Genomic DNA, 19,169 nt, shown 5'->3' with positions numbered 1-19,169 from the left:
AAGAAACACATGCGCTGGGGCCTCGTCCTTGTGGGCGTTCTTGTGCTTGGCCTTGGCGGCTGGTCCTCCGTTGCCAAGATCAACAGCGCAGTGATCACTTCCGGCTCCATCGCTGTCGATGGACAGGCCAAGAAGGTGCAGCATCAGGAAGGTGGCATTGTTGGCGAAATTCTCGTCAAAGATGGCGATGAAGTTAAAGCCGGTGACGTGCTGTTCCGTCTTGATGAGACCGTAGTGAAAGCCAATCTGGCCATCACCCGCAAACGTCTTCATCAGATGCAGGCGCAGGAAGCCCGCCTTTCTGCCGAGTGGCGCAATGACGCTCAGGTCACCTTCCCGGAATATCTGGTCGAGCTGGCAAAGACCGACAAGATTGCCGCCACTGCTCTGGATGGTGAGCAAGCTCTCTTTGCTGCCCGTCAGCAAGGCATCAAGGGCCGCAAGAAGCAGCTTGGCGAGCAGATTGCTCAGCTGGAGCAGCAGATCGAAGGCCTGCAAGTGCAGCGCGATGCCAAGGCCGAAAGCATTGATCTGGTCACCCAGCAGCTCGCCGACTTCGCCTCTCTATTGGAAAAACGCCTGATCAACGCCTCTCAGGTCACCGCCATCAAGCGGGAGCGGGCCGAGCTGGTTGGTGATCGCGGCGGATTGATCTCGCAAGTCGCTCAGACCAAGGAAGCCATCAGCGAAAAGCGTGTGCAGATCCTGCAGCTGGACGAAGAGTTTTTGGAAAAAGTTCTGTCTGACCTGCAAAACATCCGCTCGCAGATTGCCGAGCTGGAAGAGCAGGAAGTGGCTGCACAGGACCGGCTGAAGCGCATCGATATCCGCGCGCCGCAATCTGGTTATGTGCACCAGCTCAACGTTCACACTGTTGGCGGCGTGATCGCACCGGGTGACACACTCATGCTGGTGGTGCCGGAAGACAGTGATCTGGTGATTGAAAGCCGTGTTCAACCGGTCGATGTGGATCAGCTGCAAGTGGGACAGGACGCTTATGTGCGCCTTGCCGCCTTCGATCAGCGCACCACACCAGAGCTGGGCGCAGCCGTGCTCAACGTCTCCCCGGATCTGACCCGTGATGAAGTCACCGGCGAGCCCTTCTATCTGGCCCGGCTGAAGATCTTAGAGAGCGAAATGCCAAAGCTGAATGGCCAGACCCTCGTCCCGGGCATGCCCGTCGAAGGCTTCATCCAAACCGGCGAACGCACCGTCCTCTCCTACTTCATAAAACCCATGCAAGACCAAATCGCGCATGCGTTGAAGGAGAAGTAAGGCGCATATACAGAAAATTGCTGAAACATACAGAGAGAAGGCAATCAGTTTATAGGCATCTGGTCAAACACTGAAAGAGGATTTGGAGCTGCTCCCTTCCAGCTCCTTGTCCTCTAAATATCGACCTTCTCTGAAAGCGAGAGTGCATCCTCAAGATCGATACCTAGGTATCTGACAGTACTGTCCATCTTAGTGTGGCCAAGAAGAAGCTGCACTGCACGAAGATTACCTGTCTTCTTGTAGATCTGCGCAACTTTGGTTCTACGCATTGAGTGTGTGCCGTAAGAACTTGGTTCTAGCCCGATTGATAAAACCCACTCTTTCAGCATTCGACCATACTGTCGCGTTGAAATGTGCGGCCTGTCATGAAACCGACCAGTCCATAAATACTCTGACCCGATCATTTCTGGACTGTCTATCCATTTTGACAAGGCTGATCTGGTTCCTTCCATGAGTTCAAATTGAACAGGCTTACCGGTCTTACTCTGTATTATTGAAGTGCGCTCTTTCACTCGTCCTGCAGTAAAGACATCGACAACCTTAAGACGTACAAGGTCACACCCTCTGAGTTTGCTATCGATTGCTGTATTGAACAAAGCTAGCTCACGTACTTTGCCTGCAAGCTCAAGGCGAACACGAATGGCCCAAACGTGCTTTGGTAGCAAAGGGCGCTTTTGCCCGACAATCCTGCCACGATTCCAGGCTGGTTTTATTGGTCGGATCATAGGAAGGTTTGTAATGGTCATAACAGCTCCTCCATGCCATCCCTCAACCACCACATCGAACCGATTTTACTGCATGTAGAAGACGGTTTTGAGATCTAGATCTACAGACGTGGCAGAGTAGTAATATGCTCTGAGGATGAGCTTAGACTTCAATGAGCGAACTACGTCTGTTTTGAAAGCCTAAGTCTTTACCTAGTTGGCATTGCTATGAAGTGGGCCAATGCGATCATTCGGGTGTTCCTAGCATCGATTGAGCTAGCTCTGATGGAGAGCTACTACAGACGTTCTCATCAAAGCATCATGATCTTGTCTCTTGGCATACAGCCCAAAGTCATTCTATTCAAAATCTGCTTTTCTCTTAAAAGGTGTTGTACCTAGCTGACTAATCGAATGCACGTGTCGGTAAGCGCACGAGAGGTTGAATCTTGTCAGAAACCCGCCAAATCATTCTGAGTAACGCCAGCACCCCAACGACTAGCCAATGCATAGGGTGCGCTACCAGAGAGGGCATACAAGAAAGCTTTATGGATCTGCAAATGATCAAGGAGCTCTTGAATGTCTTGTGGCCAATAGACAATCGATTTCGACTTATAGTCAGAACGGCCAATGCCTGGTCGGTCTGGAGCGATGATACGTATATAGGACTGGAAAGGGCCCCGAGCATAGCTCTGCAGGACAAGTGACACCTCAGATTGCCATGGAACATTAACACTGGAATGCTGGAAAGCAGACACGCAGCCTATTTACAAACCGCTGGTCGGTTTGTAAATAGGCTGCGTAAACCAGTTCGTTGCTGCAATCGCACTTAATGCTGAGTTTCCATCTTTCAGGAGTTCAATTTACGTCTATTCCTGCACAGTGGAACTATCTCTAGCAATCAATTCATGGAGCCAACATGAAGTATCCTATTGCCTCTGAAAGGCTTTCCTATCGGTTATGGGAAGAGTGTGATCTCGATCCGTTCGCCTGCATGTGTGCTGATCAAGTCGTTATGCAGCACATGGCTCAAGTAATGGACCGCAAGGGAGCGATGGCTTTTATCAAAAGAGCCGTAGCTGCGCAGGCGCAAAACGGAGTTTCCTTGCTGCCAGTTACTTTAAAGAGTTCTGGAGAGTTTCTAGGTGCAGTCGGATTGAATATTCCAAATTATGGAAAGCCTCTCCCATTCGATCCTTGCATCGAAATTGGTTGGCGCTTTAAACGATCTGCTTGGGGAAATGGATACGCCACTGAAGCAGCAGCACAGTGGCTCCGCTTTGCATTTGAAGAGCTAGATCTAGAGGAAATTGTAGCTTTTACAATTCCAGCGAACATCCCTTCACGAAAGGTGATGAAGCGTCTGGGAATGAAGCGAGACTTAAATGGAGATTTCTTACATCCGGCGCTCGACCAAGAACATCCCAAAGCAAGGCATGTCCTTTATCGTTTGAATATCTCAGACTGGCGCATAAGAAATCCCGCCCTCAATCAAGTATGCATGACTTAGAAACTCTTTTGCATTTTTTCTGAGGCCCAATACTTCAAATTTGAGTTGAGCGGCACCTCAAACAGTGATGCAACAGTGCTGCGCTTTGCCAATCGCCCACTTACTCAATTGGCCGAGTTTCCATTGTCGCATGCACAGCATCCGGCCAACCAAAACTTGTTGTGCCATCAGGTAGACCCAAAGTTCTGTCGATCGTGAGAAATTGTAAGTCAATTGCTGCCTGTAGTTTTTCAGCTGCAAAGTCTGCCTCTTTCGTTCCCCGCGCATCAATCGCTCTTAAGAGCGCAAAATCAAGAAAGTTGCTGATGTGAAGAATGAGCTCGGCAGCAGTCTCAGGATCGGCGATCTTAAAGACGCCTTCTTTACAACCTTTTTGGAGGATTTGGGAGAGAATTGGTACAGCACCAACGCGTACTCTACGTTTGAACTGCTCCAACAACGCCAGATTTCTCTCTTGATTCATCGTGCGAAATATTTCCACTTGCCCCGGGTAGTCATGCTCCCGCAGATAGTTCGCCCGAAGGTGTGTGAAATTGTGCAGGAGGTCGGTCGCGGACGCCCCCTCATCAGCGACAACCATTGCCATTTGGGAGAGTACAGCATCAGCTAGTCGGTCCAACACACCGAACAACAACTCTTCCTTGGACTTGAAGTGATGGTAAAATCCCCCCTTCGACACACCTGTGAACTCCAAAACATCTTGGACTGTGGTTTCTTCGAAGCCTTTGGAGAAAAATAACATTTGCGCACAGTCCAGCAACTGGGCACGTCGTTCTTCAGGTCTCATATTTTTACGCATCGGTGCTTTCACAAAATTCCCCTTGAAACCGACCGCCGGTCTGAATATACAGACTTCCGGTCGGTTTATAACTTGGCTACCTCACTGGGCAAAGCAAATTGTCTACTCAATGTGATGGATACACAAATCTGGCACAGCATGTTCCCCCAATTATGCTGTGCCAGAGCGCCAATTTTGGAATGACGTTCCAGATTATCAGTTTCGTCTTATGCCAGTGTCTTTGATTTTTAGGGAGTTGCACAATTGAAAGAACAACTCGAGAGTTCAGTAACCTACCACAACACCGCAAAGATCTCTGCTATCGCCCTGACGAAACAGCCACAAATTGGTCAGGTCGCGAATGAATTGAAGTTACTTACGTTACCTGTTCCTCGACCAGCGAAAAATCAGGTGGCAATTCAATTGATTGCGTCTTCAATGCATATTGATGAAATCTATGCAGCCCAAGGCACTGCACTTGGTCGATTTTACGCTCCCAAAAATATTTCAGTAAATAACCCTCACATAATGGGGTCTTCTGTTTCTGGGATTGTCGTCGCGATTGGAAGTTCTATTAAACAGTTCAAGCTGGGAGACGAAGTTGTGGTCATCCCGAATGAATCTGGAGAAAATGGTTCATGGGCTACATATAGATGTGTTTCTGCGCGTTATGTGATGCTCAAACCTTCAAACATGTCTCATGTAGCAGCTGCGGCAATCATGCTGTCAGCCTGTGTTGCTTGGGGTGCATTGCGCACAGCAAACATCAAGGCAGGTGAACGGTGTCTGGTTATTGGTGCTTCGGGGGCGATCGGATCGGTGCTTGTCCAGATACTCAAAGCCAAATCTGTTTATGTGACAGGTGTTTGTAGCGCTGCAAATGCGAAACTTGTACGTACTCTCGGGGCAGATAATACTCTGGATTATCAGAGTACTGAGTTTACTGCAGAAAAAGCCAACTCTTTCGATAAAGCTTTTGATTTAGTTGGAGGTTTGAGAATTGAGACAGTCGCATATCGCTGGCTGAAGCTGGGCGGAAAGTTCATCACTGTTGTTGGCCCAGTTCAATATCTGGGTGAACGCAAGCTCTCACGAAAAGAGTTTTTACAAAGTGTTTGCCATGTGATGAGGAGAAGCATCTCGACCATTTTTCGGGGGCCCCGTTATAAATTCTGTGCAACCCTACCCAGACATGTTGCTCAGGAAGCAATGCAATTTGCTTCGGAACACAAGATCCACTCACCAATTGAGATGGAAATACCATTCAATTTAAGGCGGATTCAAATTGCAATTGGAGTTCTGACCTCGCATAGAACCCGTGGTCGAATTGTCATTCGGTTTGAAAATCCTGAGCTGCCAGAGAACCCCGAAAACCGTGCTGAGAGCAGTATGGAAGAAAGCCCATTAAGCCGATGCAATGGGCATTAAACTCTACCCCCATACACTTTACCTTCGCGGACGCAGATAAGGTTTTGCTCTGGCTCTACCAAAAGGCTTGGTGGTTTCTTTGAGCGGTCTCAGGCGGTGCCGAAAAAGTATTTGCTCGCCTGCAAATAAAACTCTAATGCACGATCCATTTTGCCCCTTCAGCTTACTCAAAACAGTGCTTTCTGAACAACCATTCACTTTACAGAGAAACCTGAGCAGGAAGCGGGTGCCTCTCTGGAATAGCAATAATTTGCTTCATGCTTTGGAATTTTCAGCTCATGTCTGATCTAAAAAAAAAACAATCGTATGGACCGTTCTTGGGGTTTCCATATGCACACTTCTGGTCCCGCTGATAACGGAGGCCAGAGGAATGCAGACCTATTTGAATCTTACGAGTTTTTTGTTGATTTATGCAGCAGGGGTCGTGCTGCTCACGCTTCTGATTTCTTTGGTGAAGCGGGATTTATTCCGCCCTATTTCAAACTACTGGGCCACGATTTTAGTTTCTTCTAAAACCATGATTGCGTTCATGATCGGGTTTGGCCTCTATTGGTATGACTTTAGCGTAGCGCGATCGCATTCGTATTTTAGCGACTATGCTTATACTTATACCCTACCAACTATACGAACAGACGGCTGGTGGATCGGAGAAGCAACGAGTGAAGGCATCAGTCAGCAAAGATTGAAAATAATTGTCGAACGCTTTGTGAATGATCCAGATTTCAAGTGGCAACACAGTTTTGTTTTAATCAAGAACAACAAGCTGGTTGTTGAAGAGTATTTTTACGAGCATACCGTTGATAGTTTACATGATTTGCGTTCCGCGAATAAGTCCATAACTTCTATTCTTGTCGGCATAGCAATCCAGCAAGGGTTCTTCACAAGTGTGAAAGATCCCGTTGCAATGTACCTGCCAGAATATGCTGACATATTTAAATCAAATTCCCCAAAAGCAACCATTACACTTGAGCATTTACTGACAATGCAATCAGGTCTGGATGCAAATGATTGGGACAAACTGTCTCCTGGCAACGAAAACAGGTTGTACCAAAGTGATGAAGATTGGGTACGGCAACTATTTTTGCTTAAGTTGATAAACGAGCCAGGTCAGCAATTCTCATATTCCAGTATTGGCGAGATTGCTCTGCGGCAGGCAATCGTCAACGCAAGCGGTATGCCGCTTGATGAGTTTGCTAAAGTCTATCTATTTGAGCATCTGGGCATAAAGAATTACAAATGGACCCATCGTCTGGAGGGGCGGCCAGATGTTCCGTATCGCATCCAGCTCACAAGTCGGGATCTTGCCAAGCTAGGACAGCTCTACCTGAACATGGGATCTTGGGAGGACAGGCAAATCGTTTCGCCTGATTGGGTCGTTCGCTCCACTGATGTGCACACCAAAACCACAGAGAAACGCCTTGGTTTCCCAAACTATGGTTATCTTTGGTGGAAGCATGAATTTAAAGTAGGAGAGGTACTTTTCGAAAGTTTTCAAGCACAAGGTAGCGGCGGGCAGTTCCTGTTTGTAATACCTAAACTAAGCACAATCGCTGTTTTCACCAGTAGAAATTTCGGCCGCTCCCGCCAAATTAACCCACTCAAGATAATGAGAAATGAGATCGTACCAATGCTAGCAAAACATCTCGTTGATCATAGCTAAAGAGCGTTTCGTTCCTTCTCTTAGATTTTGCACTTCCACAGACCGACGGTTAAACCATTCAACACTTGAGTAAAGTGACCGGAGTGTTCTTTATGCAGACAGTTCACCCCTTGTTGGCAAACATCAGATTGCAAAGCATAACTGCCTGTGAAGCCTCATGGTCCATGAGTTACCTGAGTGTCCTCAGTCATAGTGAATGTTGAACTTGCGAATACGGTGTTTATTTCAGTTCACCGAACACGTGCTTTCTGACTTCAGTATAAAGTTAGATGAGGACACCTCAAAGTTGAAGCCTATTCAGGTCAAGGAAATTATCGCATCGAAGCAAATGTCAGCTTATGGTCAATTGACGCTAAACTCCGTAGTTTAGCCGAGACACAGAGGTCTACGATGGAGCTGATAGACTATAGGACATGTCACAGAGGTAATTGGGGCCTCTAAGGCCCCAATGCATCAGAACCAAGTTTCAAATTGAAGACCGTAGGTTGTACCAGATTTTTTGTCGTCAAAGATCTCTGTGTTACCTACAGCGCCTGGTTTGCTCCATGCGCCATATGTTACAAATGCGCGTAGCTGTGGGCGGGCCCAGAAACCAGATTCACCGAAGGTGTATGCCGCCGCAAAGGTGGTTTTACCAAGAGTGCGGCTCTCATCTTCGGTTTGAACGTGGTCCAATCCCAACTCAAGTTGAAGGTTGAAGTCTTCATTGATGTTGTACTGCGGGCGAATGCCGATTGAAGACCAGTTCGTGTTGTCCCCATTGTTGCGATCGAGCTGGTGCCAAGCAGTGTAGAAGAGTTCAATTTCGTCGGTAATGGATGCGAGACCATGGATCTGCGCCCGCGTAATGGAGCGATCTTCCGCATCACTCCAACCATCTGCAGAAAAACCAGAGGCAGCGTTGAAGCCGTGCATCAGACTGGCCTTCATGTAGCCGCCAAAAATGTTGTTCTTTTGCAAATGTAGACGAAGCGCTGCGCCATCATCACCGGTTGCATCGCCAGTCGTCATGGAATAAGCCGCACCGATTTCACCTACTAGATCGTCTCCAAGATGAATGCCTTCAAATCGAGCGTCAAGAGTATGTGTATTGCGATCTCCATTTGTAAAAGCTGCAGCAGAAAGCTTGCCGGAGCCAAGATCTACGTCTTCCAGACCACCACCAAAACCATCCCAGTTAGAATAGTTTTCATAGTAGTTGTCGGTGATGTGAATGTCCTTACGCTTATAGAAGCGGCGGCCAACCCAGACTGTACTGTCACTGAGAGCGCCTTCACCAAGACCTTTGTATCCCAACCAGAATTCACGAGTTGCAACGTTGGCACCAAACTCACCATCAACGATCAAGTCGTTGTTGTCACCGGCGACATGCGCACGAACACCACCAACCAAGGCACTCCCATTTTCAAAGGTGTATTTGCCACCTACGCCATACTCACCGTAAAAATCAGACTCGTTTCCAAGACGGTACTTGTTCCAAGCCCCGTTTAGTTGCATTGCAGTGAACTTATCGCCCTCGGTTTGTCCAACTCCAATGCGCAGGTAGCCGGTTTGATTGTATTCAAATTCCGCATGCGCAGCAGTGGCTGCAAGAACTGAGAGCGCAGCTACAGTCCCCAACAGAGCATTTTTCATTACTTCCTCCAGTTATTCCAGCGTTGTTTAAAACGCTTTTTTTGTGATGCAGACGCACCTCTCCCGTCCCGCGCACCGCGCAGGTTGGTAACTCCTTGTTTTATTGTTTTAAATTAGTTGATTGCTGTCCCGTCGACCGTAGAGAAGAACCTGAGTTGATTAAGGTCGATACTCAGTCCGATTTCATCCTGCGCGATCGTTGACCAAGGCAAGCGAGCTGTGACAACTTCATTTGCCATATCGAAGGTCAGGAAAAGGTCTGCACCCGTATGCTCAACAATGCGAGGTTTCACAGTTAGCTGTTGGCCAAGTGAGAAAACTTCAGGTCGTATTCCAATTTTTGCTCTCCCATTTTTTTGTGCTACCAATGGTATATGTACTCCCTCAACAACTTGATCATCTGGAAAGTGAATTGAGTTGCCATCAACCTTTACATCGATCAGGTTCATTGGTGGTGCACCCATGAAGTCTGCAACAAACGTGTTGACTGGATGCCGATAGATCTCATCAGGTGTCCCGACCTGTTGAATTACTCCATCCTTCATCACGACGATCTTGGTTGCCATCGTCATGGCCTCAATCTGATCATGAGTGACATAAACAATTGTTGTGCCGGTCTTTGCGTGCATTTGCTTGATTTCCGCACGCATCTCCATTCTTAGTTTTGCATCTAAATTGGACAGCGGCTCATCAAACAAAAAGAGTACTGGTTCCCGAACCAAAGCACGACCCATCGCAACACGTTGACGTTGCCCGCCGGAGAGCTGCCCAGGACGACGGTCTAGAAGGTGTTCTATTTGAAGCAAAGAAGCGACGCGCAGGACCTGAGTATTAATTTCTTCTTTTGGAACTGAGCGGATCTTCATCCCAAACTCGATATTCTCTCGAATACTCATGGTTGGGTAAAGCGCATAGCTTTGAAAGACCATTGCGATATCACGCTCTCGCGGAGGCAATGCAACAACATCACGGCCAGAAATTTCTAAGGTACCGGAAGAAATCTCTTCCAGACCTGCAATACAATTTAACAGGGTGGATTTTCCGCAGCCTGACGGCCCGACAAGGACAAGAAAATCCCCCTTATTGATAGAGACGCTTACATCTTTCAGCACATGGGTTTCACCAAAGGACTTATTCAAGTTTTTGATGTTTAGTGCTTTGGTTGCCATGGTATCCTCTCAGACTCTTGCAACATCTTGGTTGAATCCCGAACGATCAGTTCTGCTCTTTGTCTTACTTGAAGGTCTTTGATTGGCGTTCCATCTAAAAGATCGCAGAGAATGCGCGCAAGAGGACCACATGCCTCACGAAATGGAGCCCGTGTTACCGACAATGTTGGATTGAAGTTGATTGAGCGAAACTGTGGGATGGCATCATCGTGAGCAAGAACAGAGACATCCTGCGGGATTGACAGGCCTATGTCTTTTGCCGCTCGATACACTCCAACCGCAATCGGTGTTGTCGCACATAAAATAGCAGTTGGGCGTGGGTCACTTCGCTCCGTCAGCAAGGCCAGGCTTGCGGCGTAGCCATAGTTTTCGTCGCCGCTGCCATATTGTAAGGCAAACTCCGGTGGCGTTATGCCCCTTTGTTCCATTACTTCCAAATAGCCTTCTGCACGAGCTTTTGCATAAGCATGGTTCTGTGGCCCATTCAGAAATGCAATCCGCCGATGCCCCAAATCTGCTAAGAGATTAGTTCCATCAACGGCAACAGATTTGTTGTCGATGTCAAAGAAGGCGTAGGAAGCACCTGAAGTTGCCCCATGAACGACAAATGGGATTTTTTGCTCTTCCAAAAATGCGATGCGCGGGTCGTTCTCCTCTGGAGCATTCAGGATAAACCCATCGAGTGTGTTCTTTGAAACGAACCTGCGGTAAGGCGCTACAGGATCAGTCGCCGTCGCTGCATGAAAAACAAGATCGACATCACGATCGGCCAGATGATCGGATAGCCCTGCCATGATCTCGTAAAATCCGGCCGCTGATGTTTGTGCTGGTCCGAGAGATAATATCATCCCAACCATGCCAGAGCGCCCTGAGACTAGTTTTTGAGCTATCTGGTTTGGCTTGTAACCAAGAGTAGCTGCGGTTTCCTGAACCAGCTTTCGCGTTTCGGCGCGCACCTCCGGGAAGCCGTTTAAAGCGCGAGAGACGGTCGCAGGCGATATTCCCAGTTCTTTTGCAATGTCTTTGATCGTTGCCATGTCTCGAATCCTTTTCAAAACGTTTTAAACTGAATCTTGCATTTGTAAAATAGAAAATGAGTAGAGAACAAAATGCCTCAGATTATGTGCAGGCAAACTACCTACCTCCTTGACTCAAAACGTTTGCATAGTATTTAAATATGCTAGGTTTTGATGCTGTGAACAGCTAACACGCATGCAACGCGGAGTAGTCATGAACGAGAATTGGTGGCGGAATGCCATTATCTATCAAGTGTATCCACGCTCTTTTCAGGATACAAATGGGGATGGCATTGGCGATCTGAAGGGGATTACTTCTCGGTTAGATCACATCGCATCGCTTGGTGTTGATGCTGTCTGGCTTAGTCCAATCTTCACTTCCCCTATGGCGGATATGGGTTATGACGTCAGCGACTATTACGACATCGACCCGCTGTTTGGAACACTGCAAGACTTTGATGACTTTGTGGCCCGCAGTCATGGGCTGGGACTGAAAGTTATTATTGATCAGGTTCTATCTCACAGTTCCAGTAAACACCCATGGTTTGAAGAAAGCAGAGCTAGCCGGACGAACTCAAAAGCCGACTGGTATGTCTGGGCAGATGCTCAACCAGATGGAATGCCGCCAAACAATTGGTTGTCTGTGTTTGGAGGTTCAGCATGGGAGTGGGAACCACGCAGAAAGCAGTATTACCTGCATAACTTTCTTGCTGATCAACCAGATCTGAATCTGCATAACGAGGAAGTGCAGGAAGCATTGCTCCACGTTTTACGGTTTTGGCTGGAGCGCGGCGTTGATGGGTTCCGACTTGATACAGTCAACTACTATTTTCATGATCAGCAATTGCGGAGTAATCCTGCGAGCATCCGTGCAGATCGCGATAACCTGCCTGATGTTTATGGTAGGCAAGAGCACATTTTCTCAAAAAATCGCCCTGAGAACATCGACTTTTTGAAAAAGCTGCGCACCCTCACTGATGAGTTTGAGGGACGCATGATGGTCGGAGAAATCGGCGACGGCGGTGATGCAGCAACTAACTTGATGGCTGAATACACCAAAGGGCCAGATCGTTTGCACCTTTGTTACTCCTTCGAGTTGCTATCATCCAACTATACCGCCTCACACTTCAAAAATGCTCTTAAGTCTTATCGGTCGGCTGCGCCAGATGGAACAGCATGCTGGAGCTTTTCCAACCACGATGTTCCGCGCCATGTTACTCGCTGGGAAGAGAAGGCTAGCTCGAGTAAAGAGCTGGCAAAGCAGACCATTGCGATGCTCATGTCCTTTGAGGGCTCCATCGGTATTTATCAGGGCGAAGAACTCGGGCAACAGGATACTGCACTTAACTACGATGAGCTGACAGATGCACAGGCCATTCGCTTTTGGCCAGCAGTAAAAGGTCGCGATGGTTGCCGTACGCCGATGGTCTGGGAGGCCAATAAGCAACATGGTGGGTTCTCCTCCGCAAAACCCTGGCTGCCCGTGAAGGATCCTCAGCTTGCAGGAGCTGTTGATGCTGCAGAAGCTTCCAATGACAGCGTCTTACATTCCTATCGCAGCACCATTGAATTTAGAAAAAACAACGACGCGCTTTTGATAGGTTCTACCGCGTTTCTTGAACTGCCGGAACCAATTTTGGCCTTTCACAGAATGAGCAAGGATCAAAAGCTGACTTGCGTCTTCAATCTATCTGAGACCGCAAGAAAATTGAGAATAGAGGGCGCAGCGAGCTTATCCGGGCCATCCAGCGCAACCCTGTTTAATCAAACACTGACTCTTAATCCAAACGGATTTGCTTACCTGATTTCTGATCAGTTGGAAGGACTCGAGCTGATTTCATAAGGCATGACAACGCGTTTCTAATTGGGAGGACGCTATGAAAATACTAAGAACCACACTTGTTGCAACTATGCTTGCCACAACATCTTCGGCTGCCATGGCAGCTGTTGAAGGCGAACTGCTTATCTGGATCGGAGCTGACAAGGATATAAAGCAGTTGGAGGCAGTTGCGGCCAGATTTACCGAGGAATTGGGAGTTCCTACAAAGGTAGAGCTGGTTGACCCAGAGTTGCCAGACAAGTTCCAACGTGCAGCTTCAACTGGTGACGGGCCAGATCTGGTGATGTGGGCCCATGATCGATTTGGTGAATGGGCAGCCAGTGGTCTACTGCAACCAGTTGAACCAACATCGGAGTTTAAAGCAGGTGTTCTTCCAACCGCGTGGGATGCGGTGAGCTTTAACGGTAAAGTGTGGGGATATCCGATTGCGATTGAAGCGATAGGTCTGGTTTACAATAAAGACCTGATTTCAGAACCTCCTAAAGACTTTTCTGAGTTTGCACATTTGGAACTACCTGAAGGCGTAAAACCTATCCTCTGGGATTACACCAATACCTACTTCACGATGCCAATGCTGATGGCAAATGGAGGCTACTCCTTTAGAAAAGTTGATGGGGTTTATAACGGTAAAGAGACAGGTGTGAACAATCAGGGCGCGATTGCAGGCGCAGAAGTACTGGCGAAGCTCTTTACTGATGGCATCATGCCGGATGGGGTTGATTACGGTGTGATGGATGCTGCCATGGCCCGTGGCGAAGTTGCAATGGTTATCAATGGACCGTGGAGTTGGAAAGCTTATGAAGAAGCAGGTTTGAACATCGGTGTCGCGCCTATTCCGCAAGTCAGCGGAAAGATTTCACCTCCATTCATTGGCGTCTATTCGGTAGCTCTCAATAGCGCTTCTCCAAATGCTGACCTGGCAAGTGAATTTATTGAAAACTACATGCTGACTGACGAAGGACTTGCTGAGTGGAACAAGAACCGTGCTCTTGGTGCACTCGCGGATATCTCAGCGAGTGAAGCATTGCACAGCGACAAAATCTCAGCCACTTTGAAGAATGCTTCAACCGGCGTCCCGATGCCGTCAAACCCTGAAATGGGTGCATTTTGGGCGGCTATGGCACCGGCGCTTGGCAACATCACAACAGGCAAGCAAACTCCAGAAGAAGCTCTTAAAGACGCAGCCTCCCGCATTCTTGGAGAATAAGAAGACTGTGTCGCACCGGGAGAACCTCCCGTTGCGACATTGTTTGATTGCAAAGAAAGTTGCCTCTGATGACCTCTCTTAGCTCTGAACACGCCGGCCAGATATCAGGATTCAAATTCCAACGTCTTTTGACTGTTGGCCTATTGATCGCTGTTTTCACAGTGCTGTTCTATTCGGCATTCCTGTTGTTTCTTGGAAACCAGCCAGTCGTCGGCCTTCTCGTTTTGATTGTTGCCGTATGTTTTGGGATAGTGTTCTCAACCAAGCGGCTTTATGCGCATCGTTTCATTCTTCCAGGAATTGCTGCGGTGTTAAACTTTATCGCTTTCCCGGTTGGATACACAGTTTACCTCGGTTTCACGAACTTCAGTTCGTTCAACTTGCTCAGCCATGAACGGGTCCGTGAAATCCACCTTGCCAAGAAAATAGTCGATCAAGAAACCTCACGTGGTTTTAGTGTATGGCAGCAAGGCGATACCTATCGACTTTACATTACCGGTAAAGAAAACGGCTACCTGAGTGAACCGTTCGAGAAAAATGTAACGCAGCACACCATAATAGCAGAAGCGGGCCCCATGCCGAGCACCGAAAAGTTGAGCATGCGTGATACTATCAAGCTCCGCAAAGCTCTTGGAGAGATTTCTGTTCAACTGCCAGACGGTGTCATTCTCAAAAACTCAGGTTTAAGAAAGTTCGCTGCCCAGATGCCGGAGTTCCTTGAGACGCCTGAAGGAGTGCTCATTTCAAATTTGGATGGTTCACGGTTATTCCCAAACTCTGAGACTGGATTTTACACCAATGAGATGACTGGGGAGCATGTCTCTCCAGGCTGGCGAGTTTATATCGGGCTTGCCAACTTTAAGCGGATCTTTCAGTCTGAGGGCATTCGTGCCCCCATGTTCTCTATCTTTCTCTGGACTTGCCTGTTCGCACTGCTTTCAGTGGGTTTGACATTTATTTTAGGCTTGGCGCTGGCCGTTACTTTGCAATGGCCCCACCTTCGCGGCAAAGCAGTTTACCGCATTCTTTTAATACTTCCCTATGCAGTTCCAGCCTTCATTTCGATCCTGATTTTCCGTGGTCTGTTCAACCAAAACTTTGGTGAGATCAACATGATCCTGAATGGGCTCTTTGGTATCCGCCCAAGTTGGATGACAGATGGAGGCATGGCGAGAACAATGCTCGTGATCGTGAATGTCTGGCTTGGCTATCCTTATATGATGCTGCTCGCGATGGGCTTTTTGCAGTCTGTACCAGAAGATCACAAAAAGGCTGCAACACTTGAAGGAGCAAGTGCCCTTCTAATTTTCCGCAAAATTACATTTCCGCAAATTCTACCGCCTTTCCTTCCGCTTTTAGTCGCAAGCTTTGCCTTTAACTTCAACAATATCGTGCTTGTTCTTCTCCTGACACGCGGACTGCCAGATATTCCGGGCACGATCATTCCTGCAGGTCAGACGGACATTCTTGGATCGTTTACCTACCGCATCGCTTTCCAAAATGCCGGTCAGGAATACGGCTTAGCAGGGGCAATTACACTTATCATCTTTGTTATTGTTGCCGCATTGGCCTACGCCAACTTCGTTGCCATGCGTCGCCAAGCAGCTAAGAGGGCAGCGTCATGATCGTAGAGCACCCAAGAAGACTTCAGTTGCAGAAAATCTTTGCTCATGCATTCCTTTTGAGTTTTCTGGCTCTTATCCTCTTTCCCTTCTTAATGGTCATATCAATTAGCTTTCGTGAAGGGAACTTCACAACAGGTTCGATCATTCCAGAAAGCTTGACGCTGGAACACTGGGCATTGGCGCTGGGGTTGGATTACACGCGAACAGATGGAACAGTGGTTGAGCCTGCATTTCCAGTTTTGCTATGGATGTGGAACTCAATCAAAATCGGGTTAGTCGCATCTATCGGCGTAGTCACTCTTTCTACGATCTCAGCTTACGCGTTCAGTCGCATTCGGTTTAGAGGTGCGGGGGTAATGCTGGATTCCATGCTGATCATTCAGATGTTTCCAACCACACTAGCATTGGTAGCTCTCTTCTCAATCTTTGATGGCCTCGGAGAAGTATCGCCCGTGCTCGGTATCGATAGTCATTGGTCGTTGGGTTTGGTTTATCTGTCAGGGATTACACTACATGTTTGGACCATTAAGGGTTACTTCGATAATCTGGACCCAGCCATGGACAAGGCAGCGCAGGTTGACGGCGCTACCCCCTGGCAAACCTTCCGCTTCATCTTCCTGCCATTGGCAGTCCCAATCATCGCTGTCGTCTTTGTCCTGTCGTTCATTGGCATAATCAACGATTACCCTCTAGCGTCCATTCTTTTACGCTCTGAGGAGAACCTGACACTCGCAGTAGGATCGCGGCTTTACCTTAATGAGTTCAAATACCTCTGGGGAGACTTCGCCGCCGCCGCTATCTTATCAGGCCTCCCAATCACTGTCGTCTTCATGATAGCCCAAAAATACCTCGTCGCAGGCCTTGGTGATGGCGCGGTCAAGGGATAGGTGATGCTGCCTTCAAAGCAAAACGTTGACCGTGGTGAGACAAGCAGTGGTTGACTAGTAAAGTGAGATGCTGAGAGTATGATGGTAGTTGAATGAGCCCTATACATCCATTCGTATGCAGCTTAATTTTTGACTGAGCCTGCTGTCTTCTGCGACTTCGGGATCTCGTCAGTATGAGAGTTTATTATTCTCCCACTCCACCTCTTTGAGCTCGCATTCCTCTTAACGTAGATGCTCAGTCTCGCCTGTAGAGATGTTTCACCAACAAGTCGTTTCTTGCCTACTTCAAGGGCCTTCTTTGAACAGCTGTAATAAAGATATCTTCATGGCGGCACAGCTGTTCTCACTTCGCAATCTTGCAAGCAAAATGCGGATCTTCTCTACAATGGAATTGCGTTTGCAGATCCTACGCTGAATGCCTTTAACGGCATTCTCAATTATAGCATAGGGACCTTGGTGTTTTGCCTCATTGTTCACACCTACAGCTGTAATCGTGAGCCAAAACACTGCTCTTCAAGCCGCTAATCAGTCTCAAGGCTGCAACTGCATACCTTTATTGCATCATAGCCCAAGCGTTATTTTAGGTGATTTCGCCCTAGAAACGCACAGGCACATGACTTCGTTGCTGGCTTGTTCTTCTGGAGTGAGCAGGCCGTCGCGGTGATCCACATCTCCGCTGACAACATCCACCATGCAAGATCCGCAAAGGCCTTCGGCGCAGCCTTCATCTACATGAATGCCGTTCTGCTTCAGCACATTTAAAATGCTGTCATCCGGGCCAACGCGATAGACCGCCTGAGTTGATTCAATTTCAACTTCAAATGCAGTATTGTCACCGTGGTCTACATCAGAAGAGGTTGCAAAGCGCTCGAAATGAATTGTGCCGCCACGCAGGGATTTTCCTGCTTCGAGAATGGCGTTGAGTAACGGTTCTGGTCCACACGTATAAATGTCTCCATTAAGCGGCACGGACTGCATCACTTTTTTTAGCTCAATGGGACCGGAAGTCTCGTCGCAGTGAAGCTGATAGCGATCGCCAAGATTAAGCGAGGAAAAAGCATCACCCAGAGCTGCTAATTCTTTTGAGCGGACGAGATAAATTACCCGAAAATCAGCCCCTGAATTTTGCAGTTGGCGCGCCATGGCGAAAATTGGGGTAGCGCCTATGCCGCCAGCTATGAGGGTTTTGTGATTTGGGCCATCCTGCAACACGAAGTGGTTGCGCGGCATGCCGATTTGAACACTCTGGCCCTCATTCAGCGCATGCATAGCCAGAGATCCGCCGCGGCCTGCATCTTCGCGCTTCACGGCTACATTGAGCCACTTGCCGTTCTGGTCCCAGTTCCAAATGGAGTACTGGCGCACCAGATCATCGTTGAGGCGGATGTCTACATGAGCGCCGGGTTCCAGACCTGAGAACTGACCCTCTTCAAGCGCAAAGCAAAAGTCCGTTGTATCGGCACTCAGCACGGTTTTTTTTATGAGTTTGGCTCGGTGAGTTGCCATTATACTTCCCTCCTGCTTTGCCACGCGGCAAGTTTTAATCGTGTGCGGACACCAAGACCCAGGAATGGATCAGGCGGGTTTAAAGCTAGTTGACCAGAGACTTTTTCCATATCTTCCAATAGGGAACTAGGTTGTCCAGAGGCAGCTTCTGCCATCAGTCGGCCGGAAATAGTTCCACGCGCAACCCCAACACCGTTGTGACAGGACGAATTCCAGACGTTGTTTGCTACCTGACCAAAGAAGCTCACATGATTGCGAGAGAGACCGCAAATCCCGCCCCATGTGCTCACAAATGGCACGGCTTCCAATTTCGGATAGCGTGCAAGGAATGAGGCGCGGTGTTGCAGCACAATCTTTTCCAGCTGCTCATCTTTGGCGCCATAGTTGCCTGCGTAATCATATTGGTTGCGTATCAGCAGGCGGCGATCCTGCGTCATGCGCAAGGTTGTTCCACCCGGATCTGCGGGGGTGAGTCCCCAATCCAGCTCGCCGCCATAAGCGGTCATTTCCTCATTAGTCAGCGGGCGTGTTATGGATGCAAAGGTAATAACGGGAGCCATGCGGTTTTTCAGGAAACCGAATTCGCTCGTGAACGCATTGGTGCAAAGGAGCGTTTTCGGGCTTTGGATTTGCGTTGAAACACCCTGATAACGCACAGTCAGCGTGTTGAAATCATCTCCTCGCGAAAAGTTGATGACCGGACATCCGTCCATAACCTGCACATTTTCAGGCATCGACCCTGCCAGTCCGCGTGCCAGTTTTACCGGGTTCATCAGGACGCCGCCTGATGTGTGCACTGCACCAGTGTAAATACCCGTACCTGTCATGGAACGCAGTGCATCGCGATCCAAAACCGAATAAGGCACATTGATCCGATCAAGGGCTTTCATGAAGCCTTGCATCTTCGCGGTGCCGCGTTCGTTCATTGCCGC

At 48.4% G+C, this 19,169-nt stretch carries 15 protein-coding genes; 8 read left to right on the top strand and 7 right to left on the bottom strand.

Annotation, left to right across the window (positions count from 1 at the left end; translation table 11 throughout):
- Window positions 1–1,275: HlyD family type I secretion periplasmic adaptor subunit (locus PPL9_RS30175; RefSeq protein ID WP_057466191.1), on the top strand; the 1,275-nt coding region annotated here is incomplete at its 5' end.
- Window positions 1,276–1,388: 113 nt separating this feature from the next.
- On the opposite strand, the gene PPL9_RS30170 is transcribed toward PPL9_RS30175, so the two are convergent.
- Window positions 1,389–2,021, bottom strand: coding sequence for a tyrosine-type recombinase/integrase (locus PPL9_RS30170; RefSeq protein WP_057466168.1), 633 nt, complete (start codon window positions 2,019–2,021; stop codon window positions 1,389–1,391).
- A gap of 874 nt (window positions 2,022–2,895) precedes the next feature.
- Between PPL9_RS30170 and PPL9_RS30165 the strand changes: the two genes are divergently transcribed.
- A complete protein-coding gene (locus PPL9_RS30165) occupies window positions 2,896–3,486 on the top strand; it encodes a GNAT family N-acetyltransferase (RefSeq protein ID WP_057466167.1) in 591 nt (196 codons plus the stop codon).
- A 100-nt stretch (window positions 3,487–3,586) separates the two neighbouring features.
- Here the strand turns inward: PPL9_RS30165 and PPL9_RS30160 are convergent, their stop codons facing one another.
- On the bottom strand, window positions 3,587–4,285 hold the full coding sequence (locus PPL9_RS30160; RefSeq protein ID WP_057466166.1) for a TetR/AcrR family transcriptional regulator: 699 nt from the start codon (window positions 4,283–4,285) through the stop codon (window positions 3,587–3,589).
- Window positions 4,286–4,528: 243 nt separating this feature from the next.
- On the opposite strand from PPL9_RS30160, the gene PPL9_RS30155 reads away from it, so the two are divergent.
- Both PPL9_RS30155 and PPL9_RS30150 read left to right on the top strand, forming a co-directional pair.
- A complete protein-coding gene (locus PPL9_RS30155; protein WP_057466165.1) occupies window positions 4,529–5,692 on the top strand; it encodes an NAD(P)-dependent alcohol dehydrogenase in 1,164 nt (387 codons plus the stop codon).
- Between the two features lie 370 nt (window positions 5,693–6,062).
- Window positions 6,063–7,352 (top strand): serine hydrolase, encoded by a 1,290-nt coding sequence (locus tag PPL9_RS30150; protein ID WP_057466164.1) that lies wholly within the window; start codon window positions 6,063–6,065, stop codon window positions 7,350–7,352.
- A 453-nt stretch (window positions 7,353–7,805) separates the two neighbouring features.
- Here PPL9_RS30150 and PPL9_RS30145 read toward each other — a convergent pair whose 3' ends face one another.
- From PPL9_RS30145 to PPL9_RS30135, 3 genes are all read right to left on the bottom strand, one after another.
- Window positions 7,806–8,987, bottom strand: a complete 1,182-nt coding sequence (locus PPL9_RS30145; protein ID WP_057466163.1) for a carbohydrate porin — start codon at window positions 8,985–8,987, stop codon at window positions 7,806–7,808.
- A gap of 113 nt (window positions 8,988–9,100) precedes the next feature.
- Complete coding sequence (locus PPL9_RS30140; RefSeq protein WP_057466162.1) at window positions 9,101–10,156, bottom strand: ABC transporter ATP-binding protein; 1,056 nt, start codon at window positions 10,154–10,156, stop codon at window positions 9,101–9,103.
- Complete coding sequence (locus PPL9_RS30135) at window positions 10,138–11,193, bottom strand: substrate-binding domain-containing protein (RefSeq protein WP_057466161.1); 1,056 nt, start codon at window positions 11,191–11,193, stop codon at window positions 10,138–10,140. Before PPL9_RS30135 ends, PPL9_RS30140 begins: the two co-directional genes overlap by 19 nt.
- 193 nt (window positions 11,194–11,386) lie before the next feature.
- Here PPL9_RS30135 and PPL9_RS30130 point away from each other — a divergent pair, with 193 nt between their 5' ends.
- From PPL9_RS30130 to malG, 4 genes are all read left to right on the top strand, one after another.
- Entirely contained in the window at window positions 11,387–13,015 is a 1,629-nt protein-coding gene (locus tag PPL9_RS30130) for an alpha-glucosidase (protein WP_057466160.1), read from the top strand.
- 34 nt (window positions 13,016–13,049) lie between these two features.
- Window positions 13,050–14,219, top strand: coding sequence for a maltose/maltodextrin ABC transporter substrate-binding protein MalE (malE, locus tag PPL9_RS30125; RefSeq protein WP_057466159.1), 1,170 nt, complete (start codon window positions 13,050–13,052; stop codon window positions 14,217–14,219).
- 68 nt (window positions 14,220–14,287) lie between these two features.
- Complete coding sequence (gene malF, locus PPL9_RS30120; RefSeq protein WP_057466158.1) at window positions 14,288–15,844, top strand: maltose ABC transporter permease MalF; 1,557 nt, start codon at window positions 14,288–14,290, stop codon at window positions 15,842–15,844.
- The gene (gene malG, locus PPL9_RS30115) at window positions 15,841–16,731 is read left to right on the top strand and encodes a maltose ABC transporter permease MalG (protein ID WP_057466157.1); all 891 of its coding nucleotides are present in this window, start codon (window positions 15,841–15,843) and stop codon (window positions 16,729–16,731) included. The genes malF and malG overlap by 4 nt, the downstream gene beginning before the upstream one ends.
- Window positions 16,732–17,292: 561 nt before the next feature.
- Here malG and PPL9_RS30105 read toward each other — a convergent pair.
- Entirely contained in the window at window positions 17,293–18,237 is a 945-nt protein-coding gene (locus tag PPL9_RS30105) for a PDR/VanB family oxidoreductase (protein WP_057466155.1), read from the bottom strand.
- Window positions 18,237–19,169: FAD-binding oxidoreductase (locus tag PPL9_RS32685; RefSeq protein WP_057466154.1), on the bottom strand; the 933-nt coding region annotated here is incomplete at its 5' end. The genes PPL9_RS32685 and PPL9_RS30105, both read right to left, overlap by 1 nt.

It is taken from the genome of Pseudovibrio sp. POLY-S9 (assembly GCF_001431305.1).
Taxonomy (GTDB): domain Bacteria; phylum Pseudomonadota; class Alphaproteobacteria; order Rhizobiales; family Stappiaceae; genus Pseudovibrio.
Note: the sequence above shows the minus strand (reverse complement) of the source record. Positions and strands in the feature narration are given on the sequence as shown.